The sequence below is a fragment of the Pantoea sp. 1.19 genome (assembly GCF_001922585.1).
GTDB lineage: Bacteria > Pseudomonadota > Gammaproteobacteria > Enterobacterales > Enterobacteriaceae > 1-19.
Genome location: NZ_MRBS01000001.1, coordinates 701,503 through 724,225, shown reverse-complemented (window position 1 = coordinate 724,225; position 22,723 = coordinate 701,503). Strand labels below are relative to the sequence as shown.

Genomic DNA, 22,723 nt, shown 5'->3' with positions numbered 1-22,723 from the left:
AGCAGTAACGTCGTGAACGCATGATAAAGGTTATGCCGCGGTGATGCCACCGCGCCCCGCTCTCCCCGGGTAACAAAATCACGGCGCACTGCTGCGCCGCTGCGCCTGATGAAAATATGTGCAACCGGCCCACGGTTCCGCCCGTCCGCCCGAATTCAGGGTATACTTGCCCTCTGCTCTCATCACCCTACTTGAACGGTTTATGTCACTACAGCATCGTTATACTCTGCCCGTTAAAGCGGGCGATCAGCGCCAGTTAGGACAGGTCACCGGCGCCGCCAGCGCGGTGGAATGCGCAGATATTCTCGCCCGTCACCCCGGCCCGGTGATGATCGTCACCGCAGACATGCAGGCCGCCCTGCGTCTGCAGGAGGAGATCCGCCAGTACAGCGCGCAGCCGGTCGATACCCTCGCCGACTGGGAAACCCTACCCTACGACAGTTTCTCGCCCCATCAGGACATCATCTCGGCTCGCCTGGCAACGCTCTATCAGCTGCCGACGCGCCGGGAGGGTGCGCTGGTGCTGCCGGTGAATACCCTGATGCAGCGCGTCTGCCCGCACAGCTACCTGCATGGCCATGCGCTGGTGATGAAAAAAGGTGACAGGCTGTCGCGCGATCTCCTGCGCGATCAGCTGGCGCTGGCCGGCTATCGCCACGTTGATCAGGTGATGGAGCACGGTGAGTTTGCCACCCGCGGCGCCCTGCTCGACCTCTACCCGATGGGCAGCGAACAGCCCTACCGCATTGATTTTTTCGATGACGAAATCGACAGTCTGCGGCTGTTTGATGTGGACACGCAGCGCACCCTTGAAGCGGTCCCGGCCATCAATCTGCTGCCGGCGCACGAATTCCCGACCGATAAAAACGCCATTGAACTGTTTCGCAGCCAGTGGCGCGAACATTTTGAGATCCGCCGGGAGCCGGAACACATTTATCAGCAGGTCAGTAAAGGCACGCTGCCCACCGGCATCGAATACTGGCAGCCGCTGTTCTTTGCGGATCCGCTACCGGCGCTGTTTAGCTATTTGCCGGCCGACACGCTGATTGTCACCCTCGGCGATACCGAGGGCAGCGCCGCGCGCTTTTGGCAGGACGTGGAAGCGCGCTACGACAGCCGCCGCGTCGATCCAATGCGGCCGCTGCTGCCGCCTACGCTGCTGTGGCTGCGGCAGGACGCCCTGTTTGCCGAACTGAAACGCTGGCCGCGGGTGCACATCACCGCCGATACGCTGAGCGGCAAAGGCGGACAGATTAATCTGGACTACCAGCCGCTGCCCGATATTGCGGTGCAGGCGCAGGCTAAAGCGCCGCTTGACCCGCTGCGCCACTTTATCGAACAGTTTGGCGGCACGGTCGTGTTCTCCGTGGAGAGCGACGGTCGCCGCGAGGCGCTGCAGGAGCTGCTGGCGCGCATCAAACTGGCGCCAAAGCCGCTGACCCGTCTGAGCGAGGCCGGCCCCGGCGGCTGCTGGCTGATGACCGGGGCCAGCGAGCGCGGTTTTATCGATCCGCAGCGCCAGCTGGCGCTGATCTGCGAAAGCGACCTGCTGGGCGAGCGCGTCACCCGCCGCCGGCAGGACTCGCGGCGCACTATCAACCCCGATGTGCTGATCCGTAACCTCGCCGAACTGCATCCCGGGCAGCCAGTGGTCCATCTGGAGCACGGCGTTGGCCGCTACATTGGCCTGACCACGCTGGAGGCGGGCGGCATCAAGGCGGAATACCTGATGCTCGCTTATGCCGGTGACGCCAGGCTGTACGTGCCGGTCTCATCGCTGCATCTGATCAGTCGCTATGCTGGCGGCGCCGATGAAAACGCCCCGCTGCACAAGCTGGGCAGCGACGCCTGGTCACGCGCGCGGCAAAAAGCAGCGGAAAAAGTGCGCGACGTGGCGGCCGAACTGCTGGATATCTACGCCCAGCGAGCCGCCCGGTCGGGCTATGCTTTTCGCCACGATAAAGCCCAGTACCAGCTGTTTTGTGAAGGCTTCCCGTTTGAGACCACTCCCGATCAGCATCAGGCGATCAACGCCGTGCTGAGCGATATGTGTCAGCCGCTGGCGATGGACCGCCTGGTGTGCGGCGACGTCGGCTTTGGTAAAACGGAAGTGGCGATGCGCGCGGCGTTTTTGGCCGTGGAGAACAATAAGCAGGTGGCCGTGCTGGTACCGACCACCCTGCTGGCGCAGCAGCACTTTGACAACTTCCGTGACCGCTTTGCTAACTGGCCGGTGCGCATCGAGGTGCTGTCGCGTTTTCGCAGCGCTAAAGAGCAAAATCAGATCCTCGAGGAAGCGCGGGAAGGCAAAGTGGATATCCTGATTGGCACCCACAAACTGCTGCAAAATGAGGTCAAATTTCGCGACCTGGGCCTGCTGATTGTCGATGAGGAGCACCGCTTTGGCGTGCGACATAAAGAGCGCATTAAGGCGATGCGCGCCGACGTCGACATCCTGACGCTGACCGCCACGCCGATCCCCCGCACCCTGAATATGGCCATGAGCGGTATGCGCGATTTGTCGATTATCGCCACGCCGCCGGCGCGTCGGCTGGCGGTGAAGACCTTTGTTCGCGAATATGACAGTCTGGTGGTGCGCGAGGCGATGCTGCGTGAGATCCTGCGCGGTGGCCAGGTCTACTACCTGTATAACGACGTGGAGAACATCGAGAAAGCCGCCCAGCGGCTGGCGGAGCTGGTGCCGGAAGCGCGCATCGCCATCGGTCACGGCCAGATGCGCGAGCGCGATCTCGAGCGGGTGATGAATGATTTCCATCACCAGCGCTTTAACGTGCTGGTGTGTACCACCATTATCGAAACCGGGATCGATATTCCCAGCGCCAACACCATCATCATTGAGCGCGCGGATCACTTCGGTCTGGCACAGCTACATCAGCTGCGCGGTCGCGTCGGCCGTTCACACCATCAGGCCTACGCCTGGCTGCTGACGCCGCATCCAAAAGCGATGACCACCGACGCGCAGAAGCGCCTCGAGGCTATCGCCTCGCTCGAGGATCTGGGCGCCGGTTTTGCACTGGCGACCCATGATTTGGAGATCCGCGGCGCCGGCGAGCTGCTGGGCGAGGACCAGAGCGGGCAGATGGAAACCATCGGCTTCAGCCTGTATATGGAGCTGCTGGAGAACGCAGTGGCGTCTCTCAAGGCCGGCCGCGAGCCGTCGCTGGAGGATCTCACCAGTCAGCAGACCGAGATTGAACTGCGCATGCCGGCGCTGCTGCCGGACGAGTATGTGCCGGACGTCAATACCCGCCTGTCGCTGTATAAGCGCATCGCCAGCGCCGATGACGAAGGCGAGCTGAACGATCTGAAAGTCGAGCTGATTGACCGCTTTGGGCTGCTGCCGGATCCGGCGCGTAACCTGCTGGCCATCGCCGGACTGCGCCTGATGGCGCGCCAGCTGGGCATCCGCCGGGTGGAAGCCAGTGAAAAAGGCGGCTTTATCGAGTTTGCGGAACAGAATAAGGTCGATCCCGGCTGGCTGATTGGCCTGCTGCAGCAGGCGCCGGATCAGTGGCGGCTGGATGGGCCGACGCGGCTGAAATTCATCCGCGATCTGGAGGAGCGCACGCTGCGCATCGACTGGCTGCGCGGCTTTATGCAGCAGCTGCGGGAACACGCCACCGCCTGACGGCCCCGATACAAAGGGGCCTGAACGCGGCGGCGGCCTCGTGCCCCGCTTGCAGAAAAAGGGGTATGGCCGGCTCGACGGCGGCCGCCTTCGGATGGGCGGGGACCGCCGCGGTGGATCGCCGCGCGCTGCCCCGCGCCCCCTTACGCCCGGGGCGTGTCGTTAAGCATCAGCTGACCGTTGTTGTCCAGCGGAATGCGGGTGCCCGGATCCTTCTCCATCCGCACCTTACCCTGCTGGTCACCAATTTTATAGGTCACGTCGTAGCCCAGCATTTTTTCCTGCTTGTCATAGACGGTTTTGCAGCGCTGATGCGTGCGGGTATACGTGTCGTTATCCTGCAGGCTGCCCTGCACCTGATTTCCGGCGTAGCCGCCCGCCAGCGCCCCGGCGACCGTGGCCACATCGCGCCCCCGTCCGCCACCAAACTGGTGACCCAGCACGCCACCCGCGACCGCGCCGAGCACCGAACCGGCAATGCGGTTTTCATCCTGCACCGGACGACGGTGGGTCACCGTGACGTTGCGGCACTCCTGACGGGGGTTTTTAATCGTCTCTTTGATAGGCGTAGCGGAAAGCACCTGTGCATATTGTGGCGCGCGATCGAACACGCTGCTGGCCACCCCGGCAACGCCCAGCGCGGCCGCGACGCCAATACCGATACCCGCTAACATGGATTTATTCACAGGACATCCTCCAAAAGATGTGACCGCGCATTTTTGCCGCTGTCCATTCCCGGACAGACCGGACATACTCGGCGTGCGCGATGCGCCGTGGTAATTACCGTTAAGTGTGCAAAAGGCGGCGGTGTTCAACAATCAGAATCAGAGAGGAAACGCGTGATGCCAGCGCAGGTTACACTGTTTTCGGAGCAGTCTGAGCGGCAAAACGCGGCAAACAGGCAGTCGGTGACCAAAAGTAACAGACTGACACATCGCGGGGTAAAAAAATGACCGGGTTTCCCCGGTCTGCGGCGTAGGGGCCGGCTGAGTGACTCAGTGCAGCTTTAGCCGCGGGCGGATCACCCGGTTGATGCTGCCAACCAGCATCATCAGGCCGGTTTTGAAGTAGCCGTGCAGCGCAACCTGGTGCATACGGTACAGCGAGATGTAGACCATGCGCGCAATGCGCCCTTCAACCATCATCGAGCCGCGCATCAGATTCCCCATCAGGCTACCAACGGTGCTAAAGCGAGAAAGTGAGACCAGCGATCCGTGATCCTTATAAACATAGGCCTGGGGCGCCTGCCCCTTCATCTGCGCGAGGATATTCTGTAGCGCCTGCGAGGCCATCTGGTGCGCCGACTGGGCGCGCGGTGGCACAAAGCCGCCCTCGGGGCGCGCGCAGGAGGCACAGTCGCCGATGGCGTAGATATTGGCATCGCGGGTCGTCTGCAGCGTCGATTCGACCACCAGTTGGTTGATGCGGTTCGTCTCCAGCCCACCGATTTCACGCATAAAATCCGGCGCTTTGATCCCCGCCGCCCAGACCATCAGATCGGCGGCAATAAACTGCCCGTCTTTGGTATGCAGCCCGCCCTTCTCTGCCTGAGTGACCATGGTCTGCGTCATGACCCGTACACCCAGCTTGGTCAGCTCCTGGTGCGCCGCAGCAGAGATGCGCGGCGGCAGCGCCGGTAAAATTCGCTCACCGGCTTCTACCAGCGTCACGTTCAGGGCGCGGTTATCCAGCCCTTTATAGCCGTAGCTGTGCAGCTCTTTCACCGCGTTGTGCAACTCTGCCGACAGCTCGACCCCGGTCGCCCCGCCGCCGACGATGGCGATATTGACCGTGTCGCGCTCGCCATCGCTGGCGGAGAACTTCAGGAACAGATCCAGCATTTCATTGTGGAAACGGCGCGCCTGATGCGGGTTGTCGAGGAAGATACAGTGATCTTTAACCCCGGGGGTGCCAAAGTCATTCGAGGTGCTGCCCAGCGCCATCACCAGGGTGTCGTATGGCAGTTCGCGGGCCGGCACCAGCAGTTCGCCCTGCTTATCACGGATTTCAGCCAGCTTGAGGCACTGGCGTTCCCGGTCGATATCCACCAGCGTACCCAGCTGGAAGGCGAAGTGATGATTGCGGGCGTGGGCCAGATAGCTTAGGGCATCAATGCCCTCATCCAGCGATCCGGTCGCCACTTCGTGCAGCAGCGGCTTCCACAGATGGCTGTGATTGCGGTCAACCAGCGTGACCTGCGCTTTCTTCTTGCGGCCCAGCTTGTGGCCCAGCTGAGTCGCCAGCTCCAGTCCACCGGCGCCGCCGCCGACAATAACGATTTTTTTCATAGACGTAGACAAAAAACCCCCTCAAATGTGAACCAATAGTTAAGCAAAGGTTATGAAAATAACCTTAATTAACATCAGGTTGGCGAAGCTAAATCGCAATTGCGACCAGAATAGCATGCGCGAAAAGGGGGGTCATGAAAATTTGATCTGGATCAAGACAACTCAGACAAGGTCCCGTCGGGGCGCGTCGGCGGGCCGCGGTCGGCCCGCCTAAGGGGGAACGCTTAACCGCCCAGCGCCGCTTTATGCTCCAGCCAGCGCGCCTGCAGAGCCGACAGCGCGGCGCTGCTGTCACGCCAGCGCTGCGTGTGCTGCAGCGTGTCGCGGCAATAATGGCCGCGGTGCGCCAGTTGCGCCACGCGCGGCGCCGTCTGCGGAGACAGATTGTCCAGCACGCTGACCGCACCACGTCGGTTATTGCATACCAGAATCATATCGCACCCGGCGTTCAGTGCCGCCTGCGCGCGCTCCGCGTAACTGCCCATGATCGCCGCGCCCTCCATGGAGAGATCATCGGAGAACACCACGCCGTTAAAGCCCAGCTCGTCGCGCAGCACCGTGTGCAACCAGTAGGGTGAGCCGCTGGCCGGACGCGGATCCAGCTGACTGAAGATCACGTGCGCGGGCATGATGGCGTCCAGCGCGCCCTCGCTAATCAGCGTAGCGAACAGCCGCATGTCCTGCTGTCGGATGACGTCCCCGCGGCGATCGTCGCGCGGCGTCTCCTTGTGGGAATCCGCGCTGACGGCACCGTGACCGGGAAAGTGCTTGCCCGTGGTTTTCATGCCGCCGCTGTGCATTCCCTGAATAAAGCGACGCGCGAGACTCAGCGCCTGGTCGGCATCGTGGTGGAATGCCCGTTCACCAATGGCCGCGCTGCCGTGGCCAAGATCCAGCACCGGCGCAAAGCTAATATCAATATCCATGGCGGTCATTTCGCTGGCAATCAGCCAGCCGGCCTCTTCCGCCAGCGCGTGAGCCTGCGCCGGAGGATTCAGCGCGGCCAGCGCCTGCATGGCGGGCAGCGTGGTAAAACCGTCCCGAAAGCGCTGCACGCGTCCGCCCTCCTGATCTACCGCCACCAGCAGCCGATGGCGCGATGCGTCACGCACCTGGCGGACCAGCTCAGCCAGCTGATCCGGGTCGTGATAATTCCGGGCAAATAAAATGAGCCCTCCCACCAGCGGATGCTGCAGGATCTCCCGCTCTTCAGCGTCCAGGCTGTAGCCTTCGACGTCGAGCATCACCGGACCGGGCAGTGCACTTTCCAACATTCTGTTTATCCTCTGACTATGATGCCGCTCATGATAATGGATCGGCGAAGGGTTTGCAGGTGTCCAGCGCCTGCCAGCCGGCGGCGGCGCGCTGGCGGGCGTCACGGCCGCCCGCCTGCTCGGCGCGCAGCTGATACCAGCAGGCCATCAGCAGCGCCAGCCACGGCTGCCAGCGATGCATCGCCGCCGTCAGCGCGCTGACCGACAGGCGGTTATGCTGTGCATAGTCGGCGATGAAGCGCGCGCGATCTTCCGCTGGCAGCGGCGTCGCCGCGCAGATCGCTGCCAGCTCCAGCGCCACGTCGCCGTCGCCGGCATACTCCCAGTCGATAAGCCGCAGCTGGCCGTCGTCATCCAGCAGGTTGCCGGCATGAACGTCCATGTGCAGCCGCGCCAGTCGCAGCGGTCGCGGCGCGCCGCGCCGGCGCAGGCGCTGCCACGCGCGCAGCCACTGCGGTGGGTGGATGCGGCACAGCTGCCAGTAGCGCGCCAGCAGCGCCGGCAGGGAAAAACGCCAGCCCGACAGCGGCTGATGGTGCAGCCGGGTGAGTAGCTGGGCCAGTTCGGGCAGGCGGGATGGCAGTGCGGCGGCGGTGAGCGGCGTGCCCGGCTGCCAGCGCAGCAGCAGCCACGGCGCTTGCCACGCCAGCGCCTGCGGCGCAAGACCGCTGCCGTAGAGCTGCCGCAGCTGACGGTATTCGCGCTGGCGATCGACCCACGGCAGCGGCAGCGGCGGCGTGCGCCGCACCAGCAATCGCGCTTCGCCCGCCCCCACCAGAAAGCTGTTACCGGACAGGCCCGCCAGCGGCAAAAAAGAACCGGCGGACAGTGCCGCCGGTTGATGAGAGGCAATCAGCGCGGTCAGCGCCGGATCAATGCTGCACGCTGCCATGGCCGGACCAGATTATCTCTCCGGTTTGAACCAGCATTAGCTGCATTTGCAAATCGGGCGATTTCACGTCGCCCTCCACGTTGCTGTACAGCACGTACTGCGCGCTGACGTAGCGCGCCAGTCCAACCGCTTTGCTGCGGGACACCAGGCTGTCATCCGCAGAGAGGCCGAGGGTCTGCCGGGCGGTGCGCAGCCGATCGGCGGAGACCAGGCTGAAGGTGGGGTTGTTAGTCAGCGCCTGCACAATGGCCGCGGTGGCTTTCGCGGTTTGCAGACTGCCGTTGGTGCTGTTTTTGACATTATCCACCAGCAGCACGCTGCCGGCGGTCACGCCGTCGGCCTTCACCATGTTCGCCACCAGCGGCGCTACGCTGGCTGGCCAGTTAATCGACTGCATTTTGGGCGGCGTCGGCACCGTTTGCCCCGGCTCGGGCTGCGGCGGGACCGGCTGTTGCGGCTCCGGCACCGGCTCGACCGGCGCGGGCGGCTGTGGCGACGGCGGCGGTTCAATCACACACCCGGACATCAGCATTGTCAGTAAAACAATGCCGGACAGTTTTTTCATACTCACCCAGCGATTCCTCAAAGATACAACCAGAGACGCACTTTACTGGCGTTCAGGTTGCCGGTTTGCGAGATGACCTGCACCCGCTGGTGGGGCGGGACCGTGACGGTCCGCGCGCGCTCAAACGGCAGCAGCTCAAGACCTTTATCATCATACCAATAGAAACGATAGTGCAGGGTTACGGCTTTTTCCTGCTCGTTGTACAGCGAGCTACTGGCGCGCTGCTGGCCATCCACCTCACTGATCGTCGGTTCGTCAGTGGAGATCCCGGCCGACAGCACGGCGGCGTCCATCACCAGCGACTGCGAAGTATTAATGGCGGTTGTATCGCCGCTGCACCCCGTGAGGGTCAGCAGCGCGAGGGCCATTAGGGGAAACAGACGTCGGGTCATGGCGGTGGCCTCAGTGAGCGAGCATGGGTCCGAGCGGCCGGCCGCCCACAAGGTGCATATGGATGTGATACACCTCCTGGCCACCGTGCTGATTACAGTTCACGATCAGACGGTAGCCGTCTTCGGCGATCCCTTCATCGCGGGCAATTTTTGCCGCCACGGTCATCATGCGCCCCAGCGCCTGCTCATGGGCCGGCTGGACGTCATTGACGGTGGGGATCAGCACGTTAGGAATGATCAGGATATGGGTGGGGGCTTTCGGCGCGATATCGCGGAAAGCGGTAACCAGCTCATCCTGGTAGACAATATCGGCGGGGATTTCTCGACGGATAATTTTGCTAAAAATCGTCTCTTCGGCCATTTTTTTTCCCTTGTGGCAGTCGGTTATCTTCGCAGTATGAGCGAGACCGGACCGTTTATTCAACCTTCAGCGCGGAGAAACTTCCTGTCGCGCCCTTCCGCGGCATAAAAAAAGGGAGCCGCGGCTCCCTTTTAAACACTCCCCGGACGGTATCAGTGGTTACGGATGTAGTCGTCCATATCGGTTTTCAGGTTATCCGACTTGGTGCCGAAGATGGCCTGTACGCCAGAACCCGCCACCACAACGCCGGCAGCACCGAGTTTTTTCAGCCCCGCCTGATCGACCTTCGCCACGTCGGCCACGCTGACGCGCAGGCGGGTAATACAGGCATCGAGGTTAGTGATGTTGTCTTTGCCACCAAAAGCCGCAACCAGGTTGGCCGCCATCTGGCTGCCGTCACCGCTGTTCTCTTCGCTGGTGCTGTCTTCGCGCCCCGGCGTTTTCAGATTCAGCTTAGCAATCAGCACGCGGAACACGGTGTAGTAGATAGCCGCGTAACAGAGCCCGACAATCGGGAACAGCCACAGGCGGCTGCTGTTACCGCTCAGTACGATAAAATCGATCAGGCCGTGTGAGAAGCTGGTGCCGTCGCGCATGCCGAGCAGAATGCAGATCGGGAAGGCCAGGCCGGCCAGAATCGCATGAATAACATACAGAATCGGCGCCACGAACATGAACGAGAATTCGATAGGTTCGGTGATCCCGGTCAGGAACGAGGTCAGCGCCGCGGAGATCATGATGCCGCCCACTTTGGCACGGTTTTCCGGTTTCGCCGAGTGCCAGATGGCAATCGCCGCCGCCGGCAGGCCAAACATTTTAAACAGGAAGCCACCGGAGAGTTTACCGGCCGTCGGGTCGCCCGCCATATAGCGCGGAATGTCACCGTGGAACACCTGACCGGCGGCGTTGGTGTACTCACCAATCTGCATCTGGAACGGAACGTTCCAGATATGGTGCAGGCCAAACGGCACCAGCGCGCGCTCAACCACGCCATAGATTCCAAATGCCAGCACCGGGTTCTGGTAAGCTGCCCACTGCGAGAAGGTCTGAATCGCGGAGCCAATTGGCGGCCAGATAAAAGAGAGGATAACCCCAAGGACAATCGCCGTCAGGCCGGAGATGATCGGTACAAAACGCTTGCCGGCAAAAAAGCCGAGGTATTCCGGCAGCTGAATACGGTAAAAGCGATTAAACATGTACGCCGCGATCGCACCGGCTATGATGCCGCCCAGCACCCCGGTATCGGCAAGGTGCTTACTGGCGATTTCATCCGCTGGCAGATGCAGCACCAGCGGGGCCACCACCGCCATGGTTTTGACCATGATGCCGTAGGCCACCACCGCCGCCAGCGCCGACACCCCATCGTTATTGGTAAAGCCCAGCGCGACGCCGATGGCGAAGATCAGCGGCATATTCGCGAATACGGAACCGCCCGCTTCGGCCATGACGTTAGAGACAACGGCAGGCAGCCAGCTAAAATTTGCTGAACCGACGCCCAGCAATATACCGGCGATCGGCAGCACCGACACCGGTAACATCAGCGATTTACCGACCTTTTGCAGGTTCGCAAATGCATTTTTGAACATAGTGAGAAGCTCCTGAGTATGAGTGCGTTTTTAACGCGACGTGCGCGTGGTGGGCGGGGGAGGATCCGCTCACCGGGTGGCGCGTCTGAGCGCGCTCGTAATTATTACGAAGAGTAAAATAATTCGGTGTTTGTTTGTTTGATGGCTATCACGTTTCACCAATTACACCGCAGAGTTTTCGCGCAAACGGCGATGATTAGCCCGTTTTTAGGGCAAAAAACGCCGCCCGCATCCGATATGGACGGCGGGCAGCGCGAATAACAACCAATTTATTACGGGCTTTGAAATTAACAATCCGCGTCGCGCAGACGCGTCATTGGCACGTGAAACAGGCGCGAGAAGTTTTCGGTGGTTGCCGCGGCCAGCGCGTCCAGACTGACGCCTTTTAGCACCGCAAGATACTCGGCCACGTCGCGCGTGAACGCCGGCTGATTCTCTTTGCCGCGGTGCGGCACCGGCGCCAGGTACGGCGAGTCGGTTTCCACCAGCAGGCGATCCAGCGGCACGTAGCGCGCAGCGTCACGCAGCGCCTCGGCGTTGCGGAAGGTGACGATGCCGGAGAAGGAGATATAGAACCCCATGTCCAGCAGTTTGCCGGCGGTGGCGGTATCCTCGGTAAAACAGTGCAGCACGCCGCCGCAGCCCTCCACCTGCTCTTCGCGTAGGATAGCCAGCGTATCCTCGCGGGCGTCGCGGGTGTGCACGATCACCGGCTTATTCAACGCGCGCCCAACGCGGATATGCTCGCGGAACGCCGCCTGCTGCTGCGCTTTGGTCTCCTGCTGGTAATAGTAATCCAGCCCGGTTTCGCCCAGCGCAATCACCCGTGAATCTGCCGCCAGCGCGCGCAGTTCGGCGAAATCCCACGCCTCATCCTGATTCAGCGGGTGTACCCCGCAGGAGAAGGCTACGTTGTCGCGCTCGCCAATCTGCCCGACCATTGCCCGATAGCCGGGCAGCGTGGTCGCCACCGCCAGCATAAATTTCACGTCACGCGCCGCGGCTTTTGCCAGCACGTCGTCCACATCCTGATGCAGCTTGTCGTAGTCAAGACTGTCAAGATGGCAATGGGAATCTACGATAAACATCTTCTACTCTCTTTCGATTTTGCCGGGAACGGCATTACACCGCCGCTCCCATTCCAGTAACTGTTCGGTGATGAGCAGCTCGCGGTTGACCGCCACGACGTGGCGAAGGCGATCGCGGCAGCGCAGCCACTGGCGCAGCGCGCTATCCAGCTGCGGCGCGGTCAGCCAGCGAGCCAGCGCGTGTACCAGGGGCAGGCGATCGGCATTCTGCATCCCCGCGCCCGCCGCGCGGTGACACTTAAGCGCATCCACCAGCAGCGAGCAGAGCCAGCCGATGCGCCGCGGCGCATCTTCCTGATTCAGCACCGGCAACAGGGCCAGCAGATCGCCCTGTTCGGTCAGCGCGAACAGCGCGTCGCACAGCTGCTGGCGCTGCTGCCACTGCGACGCATCCAGCAGCGCCAGCGCGGCGCCGGGCGCACCGCTGCACAAGCGCAGTGCCGTCACTCCGGCCGCCTCATCCACCGGCCGCTGCTTGCGCAGCCACGCGAGGCTCTGCGCCTCGGGCGGCGGCGGCAGATGCCACAGCAGGCAGCGACTGCGCAGGGTCGCCAGCAGGCGACCGGGCTCGCGACTGCCGAGCAGGAACCAGCAGTTTTGCGGCGGCTCCTCCAGGGTTTTCAGCAGCGCGTTAGCCGCCGCCTCGGTCAGCGCATTGGCATCGGGCACCCACACTACGCGGGCACCGCCCTGCTGCGCATGGTGCCAGAGGGTGTCGCTGAGCTGCCGTACTGCGTCGATGCCGAGGCTGCTTTTGCCCTTATCCACCGCCAGCGCGTGCCAGTCGGGATGGTTACCCGCCTGCATCAGCTGACATCCGTGGCACACGCCGCAGCTTTTCAGCCCCGCCGGCCGCTGACACAATAGCCAGCGGCTAACGCCCCACGCCAGCGCCGCCTCGCCCATGCCCGGCAGCGCGTACACCAGCACCGCGTGATGCGCCCGCCCCTGCTGATGCTGTGCGATCAGCTGGCGATAGGGCGCATTCAGCCACGGATACCACTGCATTAGCGCGCCTCCTGCAGCCAGTGCGTCAGGGCGGTCTTAAGTGACGAGGTCACCTCGGTCAGCGGCGCTGTGGCATCGATCACCCGGATGCGCGGATCGGCCGCGGCCAGCGCCAGATAACGTTCGCGGGTGCGGGTAAAGAACGTCAGCGACTCTTGCTCAATGCGGTCCAGCTCGCCGCGCGCCCGCGCCCGGCGCAGGCCGACTTCCGGGGTGACGTCGAGATACAGGGTCAAATCGGGGCGAAAATCACCGAGCACCGCGTCGCGCAGCGTGGTAAGCAGCTGCGGATCAACGCCGCGCCCTCCCCCCTGATAGGCCTGGGAAGAGAGATCGTGACGATCGCCTATCACCCAAGTCCCGCGAGCCAGCGCCGGTTTGATCACCGTATCCACCAGCTGCACCCGCGCGGCATAAAGCATCAGCAGTTCGGCCTTATCGCTAATCGGCTCGCTGCCCATCCCCTGCTTGATAAGCTCGCGCAGCTGTTCCGCCAGCGGCGTACCGCCCGGCTCGCGGGTGAAGAGCACCTGGTCAATACCGTGCTCCCGCAGGGTGGCAACCAGGATCTCCCGGGCGGTCGTTTTACCGGCCCCCTCCAGCCCTTCGATCACAATAAATTTACCGTTCATTTTTTTCCTTTACGGCAAGACGCCACGCCTGCACCGCGCGGTTGTGACTGGCCAGATTGGTGGTAAAGGTGTGTCCCCCCTTGCCATCGGCCACAAAATAGAGATACGCCGTTTTCAGCGGATGCGCGGCCGCGTTCAGCGAGGCCTGTCCCGGCATCGCAATGGGTCCCGGCGGCAGCCCGCTGATCACATAGGTATTATACGGGGTTGCGCGCTCCAGATCGCTGCGGGTGAGCGCGCCGCGATACTGATCGCCAAGCCCGTAAATCACCGTCGGATCGGTTTGCAGCCGCATACCGGTGCGCAGGCGATTGATAAATACCGACGCCACTTTGCCCCGTTCATCGTTGACCGCGGTCTCTTTTTCTATGATAGAGGCCATGGTCACCAGCTGACGCACATCGCGGTAGGGTAAATCCGGCTGCCGATGTTCCCATACTGACGCTACGCGCGCCTGCATCCGCGCATGGGCGCGAGCCAGAATCGCTACGTCGCTGGTGTTAGCAGTATAAAGGTACGTGTCCGGCCAGAAGCCGCCCTCCAGCAGGGCATCTTCTGGCAGCTTCAGTGCCGCGGCCACCGCCTCCGGTTTATCCTCCGGCAGCGTATGGCGAATGTGCGGCGCCTGACGCAGTGCCTGCAGCCACTCGCTGAGTCGCGTACCTTCGATAAAGCGGATCGGAAACTGCGCCTCTTTGCCGCTGGCCAGCAGCTGTAACAGCTGGCGCACCGTCATCCCCGGCGTGAGGCGATAGGTACCGGCTTTGAATTTCGCCAGATCCGGCTCGAGTTTTAACAGCGGCGCAAACCAGAGCGAGTCCGGAATAATGTGCTGTTCGGCCAGGCTGGCCTCAAGGGCAACGCGGCCGGTACCGGCCGGGAGCTGATAGAGGGTCTCCTGCTGAATCAGCAGCGGTGCAGCGGCAAACTGGCGTACCTGCCACCAGGCCACCGCCAGCGCCAGCGCTATTACCAGCAGCAGCAGCGAGAGGATTTTTTTCATGTTACTCATCGGGCGTTCCCATCAACAGTGCGGACGCAGCTGGTCGGCCAGCTCGCGCGACGCATAGTGCCACTGATTGATGCGGGTGACGGAGAGCACCGGCATCAGGGCATTACAGATAAAGACTTCGTCCGCCGCGGCCAGCGCTTCCGGTGGCGCCAGCACGCTGCTGGCCTGCCAGCCCAGTTCAGGCAGCAGCGTCAGAATGTGTTCACGCATCAGACCGGTTACGCCGGCCAGCGATAAATCGGGCGTGTAAACCTGTTTTCCTTTACGCCAGAATAAATTAGCCGCACAGCATTCCACCAGCCAGCCGTCCGTGTCAAGCACCAGCGCCTCGTCGGCGTCACCGCCATCAAGGTGCGCGCGGATCATCACCTGCTCAAGGCGATTGAGGTGCTTAATGCCCGCCAGCAGGCTATTGCGGCTGAGGCGAACCGGGCTGGTCGCGAGGGTGACGCCGCGGGTTTGCCACGCCGCATAATGCAGCGGTGCAGGCGACAGCGACAGGATCGTCGTCGGCTGTCGGCACCCCGCGGCGCTGTAGCCGCGTCCGCCGCTGCCGCGGGTCACGATCACTTTAAGCACGCCGTCGCGCTGGCGTTGCGCCGCCTCGCGCATCTGCTGCGTTAGCGCAACAACCTCCAAGCCGGCGATCATCAGCCGGTCACACGCCTGCTGCAGTCGCGCAACGTGCGCCTCGAGGTGATCAACCTGACCGCTGCGGATCCGCGCCGTAGTAAAACAGCCATCGCCAAATTGCAGGCCGCGATCGCCGGTGGCAATCTGCGCCTGCGGTTCCCCATTAACCCAAATCATACTCTCCTCGCTGGCTGATTGACCGCCGACAAGCTTATCCGTCCTGCCCGCGGGAATCATCCGAAAGTGCATAACTTTACCGCGGTAAAAAAAAAGACCTGCCTGAGCAGGTCTTGCATTACGCCAGGGGCGCGCCCCGCGTGGACCATCACACCTTGCGGAAAATGAGGGATCCGTTGGTGCCGCCAAAGCCGAATGAGTTACACAGCGTGTAATCCATTCCACTTACCTGACGTGCCGTATGAGGAACAAAGTCGAGGTCGCAGCCCTCGTCCGGATTGTCGAGATTCAGCGTCGGAGGTATTGCCTGGTCCCGCAGCGCCAGAATGGTGTAGATGGACTCCACCGCCCCCGCCGCCCCTAACAGGTGGCCGGTCATCGATTTTGTCGAGCTCACCATCACCCGTTTTGCGCTGTCGCCGAAGACGGATTTCACTGCCTGCGCTTCCGCTTTGTCCCCCGCCGGGGTTGAGGTGCCGTGTGCGTTAATGTAACCGATCTGCTCCGGCGCAATCTGCGCATCACGCAGCGCATTGACCATGGCCAGCGCCGCACCCGCCCCGTTTTCCGGCGGTGAGGTCATGTGATACGCGTCGCTGCTCATACCGAAGCCAACGATTTCCGCATAAATTTTCGCACCGCGTTTTTTCGCGTGCTCGTACTCTTCCAGCACCAGAATGCCGGCGCCGTCGCCCAACACAAACCCGTCGCGATCTTTATCCCACGGGCGGCTGGCCGCCTGCGGGTTGTCGTTTCGGGTAGAGAGCGCCCGCGCCGCACCAAAGCCGCCCACGCCAAGTGGGGTACTGGCTTTTTCCGCACCGCCTGCCAGCATCACGTCCGCATCGTTGTAGGCAATAATGCGCGCCGCATGGCCGATATTGTGGACGCCGGAGGTACAGGCGGTGGCAATCGAGATACTCGGCCCTTTCAGTCCATACATGATGGTCAGATGGCCGGCCACCATGTTAACGATGGTTGACGGCACAAAGAACGGACTGATTTTACGCGGTCCACCCTGCACCAGCGAGGCGTGGTTCTCTTCAATCAGACCCAATCCCCCAATGCCAGAACCGATGGCCGCGCCGCAGCGATGCGCATTCTCGTCAGTCACGACCAGACCAGCGTCTTGCATGGCCTGAACGCCAGCGACGACGCCATATTGAATGAAGGCATCCATCTTGCGCTGTTCTTTGCGCGAAATGGAGTCGTCACAGTTAAAATCTTTAACCAGACCAGCAAAACGCGTGGCGTATGCGCTGGTATCAAAATGGTCGATCAGGCTGATGCCACTCTGACCGGCAAGGAGAGCACTCCAGGTAGACTCTACGGAATTGCCGACAGGAGACAACATGCCAAGACCAGTCACTACTACACGACGCTTAGACACGTTCGTCCTCCAGGGAGGGGAAAAAGTAAAACTCAAGTGGTGCAGAAGATAAAACTCAGGCGGTCGAGTGACCGCCTGGGGATGTTCAGTTATGACTGATGATTATTGATGTAATCAATGGCAGTCTGAACAGTCGTGATCTTTTCAGCTTCTTCGTCCGGAATCTCGGTATCGAACTCTTCTTCCAGAGCCATAACCAGCTCAACGGTGTCAAGAGAATCAGCGCCCAGATCTTCTACGAAAGAAGCAGAGTTGGTCACTTCTTCCGGTTTCACGCCCAGCTGTTCAGCAATGATTTTCTTAACACGTTCTTCGATAGTGCTCATACTATTCAATTTCCTATCAAAACTCGCTTACGCGATGGTTTTCGTAGTGTATAAAATGTTGAAAAAGATGCAACTAAATCCCGGCTGGTCAAACCACGATTTGGCGTTATTTTGCGGTGTTTACCACGCATAACGCAACCCTTTTTCATCTTTCCCGCCCTGAATCATGCGACTGAAACGTTAACGGCTCGCGTTATCCCCGGCGTCCACTTTCGTCAGCGCCCGGGATAGTGTGCGCACGTGGCCGTTCAGCCGCCTGCTCCCGGTTGGGACGAATCAGACCATGTACATGCCGCCATTGACGTGCAGCGTTTCACCGGTGATGTACGCCGCCTCGTCAGAGGCTAAGAATGCCACGGCATTGGCGATTTCCTGCGCGTCGCCGAGGCGACCCGCCGGTACTTCCGCCAGGATACCTGCGCGCTGATCATCGTTCAACGCACGCGTCATGTCGGTTTCAATGAAACCCGGAGCCACGACGTTTACGGTAATACCACGTGACGCGACTTCACGCGCCAGTGATTTGCTAAAGCCAATCAAACCTGCTTTTGCTGCCGCATAGTTTGCCTGACCCGCATTGCCCATGGTGCCGACAACGGAACCAATGGTAATAATCCGGCCTTGACGCTTTTTCATCATTGCGCGCATCACCGCCTTGGAGAGGCGGAAAACGGAAGTCAGGTTAGTATGGATAATATCATCCCACTCTTCTTCCTTCATGCGCATCAATAAATTGTCACGCGTAATGCCTGCATTATTGACTAAAATATCCACTTCGCCAAATTCAGCGCGGATTTTTTCCAGCGCGCTGTCGATTGACGCGGCGTCAGTCACATTTAACGCCAGCCCCAGGCCGTTTTCACCCAGGTACTGACCGATCGCCGCCGCCCCGCTTTCGCTGGTGGCGGTGCCGATCACTTTCGCTCCGCGGGCGACCAGTGTCTCCGCAATGGCGCGGCCGATACCGCGGCTTGCGCCGGTCACCAGCGCAACTTTTCCTTCAAAATTCATGGTTTTCCTCTTGTTATTGTTCAAGCGCCGCCGCCAGCGAAGCGGGATCGTTGATCGCGCTGGCCGACAGGGTGTCAACAATACGTTTGGTCAGGCCGGTCAGCACTTTGCCCGGGCCGGCCTCCAGCAGGGTCGTGACGCCCTGCGCGGCAATGTATTCCACTGACTCGGTCCAGCGTACCGGGCTGTAAAGCTGACGCACCAGCGCACTGCGGATCGCGTCCGGATCGGTTTCGCAGGCCACATCCACGTTATTCACCACCGGGAAGGCCGGAGCGCTAAAGGGGATGTCGTTCAGCGCCAGCGCCAGTTTGTCCGCCGCAGGCTTCATCAGCGCGCAGTGTGACGGCACGCTCACCGGCAGCGGCAGAGCGCGCTTGGCGCCGGCGGCCTTACAGGCCGCGCCGGCGCGCTCAACGGCTTCTTTGTGGCCGGCAATCACCACCTGGCCGGGCGAGTTGAAGTTCACCGGTGCCACCACCTGCCCTTCCGCCGCGGCTTCACAGGCGGCGCGAATGGCCGCATCGTCGAGACCGATGATTGCCTGCATGGCTCCGGTACCCGCCGGCACCGCTTCCTGCATCAGCTTGCCACGCAGCTCGACCAGCTTCACCGCGTCGGCGAACGCCATCACGCCGGCGCAGACCAGCGCCGAATACTCGCCGAGGCTGTGACCAGCCATCAGCGCCGGTGCCTGACCGCCCTGCTGCTGCCATAAACGCCAGAGCGCCACCGAAGCGGCCAGCAGAGCCGGCTGGGTTTGCCAGGTTTTATTCAGCGCTTCTGCCGGTCCTTGCTGCACCAGCTGCCACAGATCGTAGCCCAGCGCAGCGGACGCTTCACGGAAGGTCTGTTCAACAATCGGATGTGCTGCTGCTAACTCCGCCAGCATGCCCACCGCTTGTGAGCCCTGTCCGGGGAAAACCATCGCCAATTGCGTCATGTTGTATTCCTGTTATCAAAAACGAACCAGTGCGGAGCCCCAGGTGAATCCACCGCCAAAGGCTTCCAGCAAAATCAGTTGTCCGGGTTGGATGCGCCCGTCGCGCACCGCTTCATCCAGTGCGGTCGGCACGGAGGCCGCCGAGGTATTGCCGTGACGGTCGAGCGTGACCACCACTTTCTCCATGCCCATGCCCAGTTTTTTTGCCGTGGCGGAGATGATGCGCAGGTTAGCCTGATGCGGCACCAGCCAGTCCAGCTCGCTGCGATCCAGGTTATTCGCCTGCAGCGTTTCGTCAACGATGTGCGCCAGCTCGGTAACCGCCACCTTAAAGACTTCGTTGCCGGCCATAGTGACATAGCCCGGCTGCGCGTCACCGGCGCCAGACTGCGGATAAGGCAGGGTCAACAACTGGCCGTAGCGGCCGTCGGCGTGCAGGTGAGTCGACAGGATGCCCGGCTGCTCGCTGGCGCCCAGCACCACCGCACCGGCGCCGTCGCCGAACAGGATGATCGTCCCGCGATCGTCCGGATCCAGCTTGCTGGCCAGGACGTCCGCGCCGATCACCAGCGCGTGTTTCACCGCGCCATTTTTGATGTACTGGTCGGCAACGCTGAGCGCATAGGTGAATCCAGCGCAGGCCGCGGCCAAATCGAAGGAGGCCGCGTCAAGGATGCCAAGCATCTGCTGAATCATGCAGGCCGAGCTGGGAAACGCATGACTGGATGAGGTCGTGGCCACAATAATCAGGCCGATGTCGTCTTTGTCTACGCCGGCCATATCCAGCGCATGCAGCGCAGCCCGGTGCCCCATGGTGGCGACGGTTTCGTCGGCGGCGGCAATGCGACGCTCACGGATGCCGGTACGGGTGACAATCCACTCGTCAGAGGTGTCTACCATTTTTTCCAGATCGGCGTTCGTACGCACCTGTTCGGGCAGCCAGCTGCCCGTTCCGATAATCTTTGTATACATGTACGCTCAGTCACTCTTTGGTAATACAGCATCCAGGCGCAAGGCAATCTGCTTGGAAAGTTGCCGTTGCACCGCCTGTTCTGCCTGTTGTATGGCCACGGTAAACGCTCGCTGGTTTGCCGCGCCGTGGCTTTTTATCACTGTGCCACGCAATCCTAACAGACATGCACCATTGTACTGGTCGGGGTTCAGGTGCCCGAAACGGCTGGCCAGACGTTTTTGTAACAAACGCCCCAGCCACCTTAGCCACCAGGCCTTCTTTTTGCCTTCGCCGGACGACTTCAACAGCGAAAGAAACATTCTTACCACGCCTTCGAGGGTTTTCAGCGTGACATTGCCCACGAAACCATCGCAAACCAGCACGTCGGTCTTACCGGTCAGCAAATCGTTTCCTTCTACATAGCCAATAAAGTTCATCTCGGGACTGCTGCGCAGCAGGCTGGCCGCCTCGCGAATGCTCTCCAGTCCCTTGGTCTCTTCCTGACCGATATTCAGCAGCGCCACGCGCGGCTGCGGAATGCCTAAAACGCACTCCGCCATCGCTGCGCCCATCACCGCAAACTGCACCAGCATCGCGCTGTCTGAGTCCACGTTTGCGCCTAAATCCAGCACCACGGTTTTGCCCTGACGCTGGTTGGGCAGTACCGTCATCAGCGCCGGGCGGTCAATGCCGTCCAGCGGTTTTAACAACAGCTTCGCGAGGCCCATCAAGGCGCCAGTATTGCCGGCGCTGATGCAGGCCTGGGCCTGCCCCGCTTTCACCTGCTCCAGCGCAATGCGCATCGAGGTGCCCCGGCTCTGGCGAATCGCCTGAGACGGTTTGGCATCATTTGCAATAACCGATTCCGCAGGAATAATCTGCAGGCGCGCAACGAGCGCGGAATCCGCTTTGGCAAGTAATGACGTGATGATGTCGGGATCGCCGACCAGGAGGAGATACAGTGATGGGGTAGAGGCCAGTGCCTGCAATGCAGCAGGCACCGTCACGCAGGGACCAAAGTCCCCGCCCATGGCATCTATCGCCAGGGTCAAACGTGTCAAAGTATCGCCTTGCGTCGCCGCAAGAATTACTTAACGATGACCTTGCGACCGCGGTAGTAGCCATCCGCAGTGATGTGGTGACGCAGATGCGTTTCGCCAGAAACTTTATCTACGGAAAGAGTGGTGGTGGTCAGCGCATCGTGCGAACGACGCATGCCACGCTTAGAACGGGTTGGTTTATTCTGTTGTACGGCCATGGACCTTACTCCTATTACTTACGCTTTAAACTGGCTAATACGGCAAACGGATTTGGCTTTTCCGCCTCTGCAGGCAGCTCACCAAATACCATGTCCGCTTCGGACACTTCACAGTGTTCAGAATCATGCACCGGAACGACCGGCAACGCGAGGATGATCTCATCTTCAATCGTTGCCAGCAGATCGATCTCACCGTAGTCGTTGACATCAATCGGCTCGTAAGCTTCCGGCAGTGCCTCGGCCTGGTCATCATTTTTGACCGGACTGAAACAATAGTTCACGTGGAAAGCCTGCTGAAAGGGTTTGCCACAGCGCTGACAGCTCAGGGTCACCGTTACATCCGCCGTCCCTTGCATGACGGCCAGGCGCTGATTGTCAATCGCGAACGACAAACTGCATTCTACATCGCTGTCCACACTGACCACCGATTCTGCCACGCGCTCCACCATATCTGATGTGAACACACCCTGATAATCAAGGCGCTTCTGAGCGGCGCGAACCGGATCGAGAGTCAGGGGTAATTTTACCTTTTGCATAGGGCGCGCATATTAACTTTGTAACGACAGAGAGTCAAAGAAAAAGGCCGTTAAACAGCTTCTTTCAGCCATTATTCGCATCCGATGCGGCGCACAGTTTAAAATGTGCGTCTCTATTACGCCAGCGTTAACGGAAAAAAAGATGAACCCGCTTATTCTTGCTTCAAGCTCACCGTGGCGAAAAGCCCTGTTAGAAAAACTGGGCCTGCCCTTTCTCAGCGTCACCCCCGACTGCGATGAAACGCCGCTGCCGGGAGAAAGCGCCCGCGAGTTGGTCATGCGCCTCTCCCGCGATAAAGCGCGCGCCCTCGCCCAACGCTACCCTGACCACCTGATTATCGGTAGCGATCAGGTCTGCGTGCTTAACCAGCAGATCGTCGGTAAGCCGCACAGCGTGCAAAACGCCCACGCCCAGCTGCGTGCCGCCAGCGGCCAGGCCATCGTCTTCTATACGGGTCTCACGGTGTGGCACAGCGGCCAGCAGGCCGGCGAGACGCTCTGTGAGCCTTTTACCGTCCATTTCCGGGAGCTGCGCGAGGACGAGATTGTACGCTACGTGGCGCGCGAGCAGCCGCTGCAGTGCGCGGGCAGTTTTAAAAGTGAAGGGCTGGGCATTACGCTGTTTGACCGGCTGGAGGGCCGCGATCCGAATACGCTGGTCGGACTGCCGCTGATCGCCTTGTGCACGCTGCTGCGCCGGGCGGGGGTCGATCCGCTCGGCTAAGCGCCGCGCCGGTGCATCGCGCCGGC

General features: G+C 61.1%; 23 protein-coding genes. 2 read left to right on the top strand and 21 right to left on the bottom strand.

Going from position 1 to position 22,723, the window contains the following annotated elements; translation table 11 throughout:
- Window positions 1-202 precede the first annotated feature (202 nt).
- Window positions 203-3,649, top strand: a complete 3,447-nt coding sequence (gene mfd, locus BS626_RS03645) for a transcription-repair coupling factor (RefSeq protein ID WP_075181014.1) — start codon at window positions 203-205, stop codon at window positions 3,647-3,649.
- Between the two features lie 143 nt (window positions 3,650-3,792).
- On the opposite strand, the gene BS626_RS03640 is transcribed toward mfd, so the two are convergent.
- From BS626_RS03640 to yceD, 21 genes are all read right to left on the bottom strand, one after another.
- Window positions 3,793-4,335, bottom strand: a complete 543-nt coding sequence (locus tag BS626_RS03640; RefSeq protein WP_075181013.1) for a glycine zipper 2TM domain-containing protein — start codon at window positions 4,333-4,335, stop codon at window positions 3,793-3,795.
- Between the two features lie 309 nt (window positions 4,336-4,644).
- Window positions 4,645-5,949 (bottom strand): NAD(P)/FAD-dependent oxidoreductase, encoded by a 1,305-nt coding sequence (locus tag BS626_RS03635; protein WP_075181012.1) that lies wholly within the window; start codon window positions 5,947-5,949, stop codon window positions 4,645-4,647.
- A 212-nt stretch (window positions 5,950-6,161) separates the two neighbouring features.
- A complete protein-coding gene (gene nagZ / locus BS626_RS03630; RefSeq protein WP_075181011.1) occupies window positions 6,162-7,211 on the bottom strand; it encodes a beta-N-acetylhexosaminidase in 1,050 nt (349 codons plus the stop codon).
- Between the two features lie 28 nt (window positions 7,212-7,239).
- Window positions 7,240-8,103 carry a thiamine kinase gene (gene thiK / locus BS626_RS03625; RefSeq protein ID WP_075181010.1) on the bottom strand — a complete coding sequence of 288 codons (864 nt, stop codon included), beginning with the start codon at window positions 8,101-8,103 and terminating at the stop codon, window positions 7,240-7,242.
- Window positions 8,084-8,668 (bottom strand): penicillin-binding protein activator LpoB, encoded by a 585-nt coding sequence (gene lpoB, locus BS626_RS03620; RefSeq protein ID WP_075181009.1) that lies wholly within the window; start codon window positions 8,666-8,668, stop codon window positions 8,084-8,086. Before lpoB ends, thiK begins: the two co-directional genes overlap by 20 nt.
- Window positions 8,669-8,685: 17 nt before the next feature.
- Window positions 8,686-9,060 carry a YcfL family protein gene (locus tag BS626_RS03615; RefSeq protein ID WP_075181008.1) on the bottom strand — a complete coding sequence of 125 codons (375 nt, stop codon included), beginning with the start codon at window positions 9,058-9,060 and terminating at the stop codon, window positions 8,686-8,688.
- Window positions 9,061-9,070: 10 nt separating this feature from the next.
- Entirely contained in the window at window positions 9,071-9,421 is a 351-nt protein-coding gene (hinT, locus tag BS626_RS03610; RefSeq protein WP_075181007.1) for a purine nucleoside phosphoramidase, read from the bottom strand.
- A gap of 152 nt (window positions 9,422-9,573) precedes the next feature.
- Window positions 9,574-11,007: a PTS glucose transporter subunit IIBC gene (ptsG, locus tag BS626_RS03605; RefSeq protein WP_075181006.1), complete on the bottom strand. Its 1,434-nt coding sequence runs from the start codon at window positions 11,005-11,007 to the stop codon at window positions 9,574-9,576.
- A gap of 287 nt (window positions 11,008-11,294) precedes the next feature.
- Entirely contained in the window at window positions 11,295-12,095 is an 801-nt protein-coding gene (locus BS626_RS03600) for a metal-dependent hydrolase (protein WP_075181005.1), read from the bottom strand.
- A 3-nt stretch (window positions 12,096-12,098) separates the two neighbouring features.
- Window positions 12,099-13,103, bottom strand: coding sequence for a DNA polymerase III subunit delta' (gene holB, locus BS626_RS03595; protein WP_075181004.1), 1,005 nt, complete (start codon window positions 13,101-13,103; stop codon window positions 12,099-12,101).
- The gene (gene tmk / locus BS626_RS03590) at window positions 13,103-13,735 is read right to left on the bottom strand and encodes a dTMP kinase (RefSeq protein ID WP_075181003.1); all 633 of its coding nucleotides are present in this window, start codon (window positions 13,733-13,735) and stop codon (window positions 13,103-13,105) included. Before tmk ends, holB begins: the two co-directional genes overlap by 1 nt.
- The gene (gene mltG, locus BS626_RS03585) at window positions 13,725-14,747 is read right to left on the bottom strand and encodes an endolytic transglycosylase MltG (RefSeq protein ID WP_075181002.1); all 1,023 of its coding nucleotides are present in this window, start codon (window positions 14,745-14,747) and stop codon (window positions 13,725-13,727) included. The genes tmk and mltG overlap by 11 nt, the downstream gene beginning before the upstream one ends.
- 12 nt (window positions 14,748-14,759) lie before the next feature.
- On the bottom strand, window positions 14,760-15,557 hold the full coding sequence (gene pabC, locus BS626_RS03580; RefSeq protein WP_075181001.1) for an aminodeoxychorismate lyase: 798 nt from the start codon (window positions 15,555-15,557) through the stop codon (window positions 14,760-14,762).
- A 148-nt stretch (window positions 15,558-15,705) separates the two neighbouring features.
- Window positions 15,706-16,947, bottom strand: a complete 1,242-nt coding sequence (gene fabF / locus BS626_RS03575; protein ID WP_075181000.1) for a beta-ketoacyl-ACP synthase II — start codon at window positions 16,945-16,947, stop codon at window positions 15,706-15,708.
- An 89-nt stretch (window positions 16,948-17,036) separates the two neighbouring features.
- A complete protein-coding gene (gene acpP / locus BS626_RS03570; protein ID WP_075180999.1) occupies window positions 17,037-17,273 on the bottom strand; it encodes an acyl carrier protein in 237 nt (78 codons plus the stop codon).
- Window positions 17,274-17,549: 276 nt separating this feature from the next.
- Window positions 17,550-18,284: a 3-oxoacyl-ACP reductase FabG gene (fabG, locus tag BS626_RS03565; protein WP_075180998.1), complete on the bottom strand. Its 735-nt coding sequence runs from the start codon at window positions 18,282-18,284 to the stop codon at window positions 17,550-17,552.
- Between the two features lie 13 nt (window positions 18,285-18,297).
- Complete coding sequence (gene fabD / locus BS626_RS03560) at window positions 18,298-19,227, bottom strand: ACP S-malonyltransferase (RefSeq protein WP_075180997.1); 930 nt, start codon at window positions 19,225-19,227, stop codon at window positions 18,298-18,300.
- 15 nt (window positions 19,228-19,242) lie between these two features.
- Window positions 19,243-20,199 carry a beta-ketoacyl-ACP synthase III gene (locus BS626_RS03555; RefSeq protein WP_075180996.1) on the bottom strand — a complete coding sequence of 319 codons (957 nt, stop codon included), beginning with the start codon at window positions 20,197-20,199 and terminating at the stop codon, window positions 19,243-19,245.
- A gap of 6 nt (window positions 20,200-20,205) precedes the next feature.
- A complete protein-coding gene (gene plsX / locus BS626_RS03550) occupies window positions 20,206-21,240 on the bottom strand; it encodes a phosphate acyltransferase PlsX (RefSeq protein WP_075180995.1) in 1,035 nt (344 codons plus the stop codon).
- A 26-nt stretch (window positions 21,241-21,266) separates the two neighbouring features.
- The gene (rpmF, locus tag BS626_RS03545) at window positions 21,267-21,437 is read right to left on the bottom strand and encodes a 50S ribosomal protein L32 (RefSeq protein WP_034939285.1); all 171 of its coding nucleotides are present in this window, start codon (window positions 21,435-21,437) and stop codon (window positions 21,267-21,269) included.
- A 14-nt stretch (window positions 21,438-21,451) separates the two neighbouring features.
- Entirely contained in the window at window positions 21,452-21,973 is a 522-nt protein-coding gene (gene yceD, locus BS626_RS03540; RefSeq protein ID WP_075180994.1) for a 23S rRNA accumulation protein YceD, read from the bottom strand.
- Between the two features lie 142 nt (window positions 21,974-22,115).
- Between yceD and BS626_RS03535 the strand changes: the two genes are divergently transcribed.
- Window positions 22,116-22,697, top strand: coding sequence for a nucleoside triphosphate pyrophosphatase (locus BS626_RS03535; RefSeq protein ID WP_075180993.1), 582 nt, complete (start codon window positions 22,116-22,118; stop codon window positions 22,695-22,697).
- Window positions 22,698-22,723 lie beyond the last annotated feature (26 nt).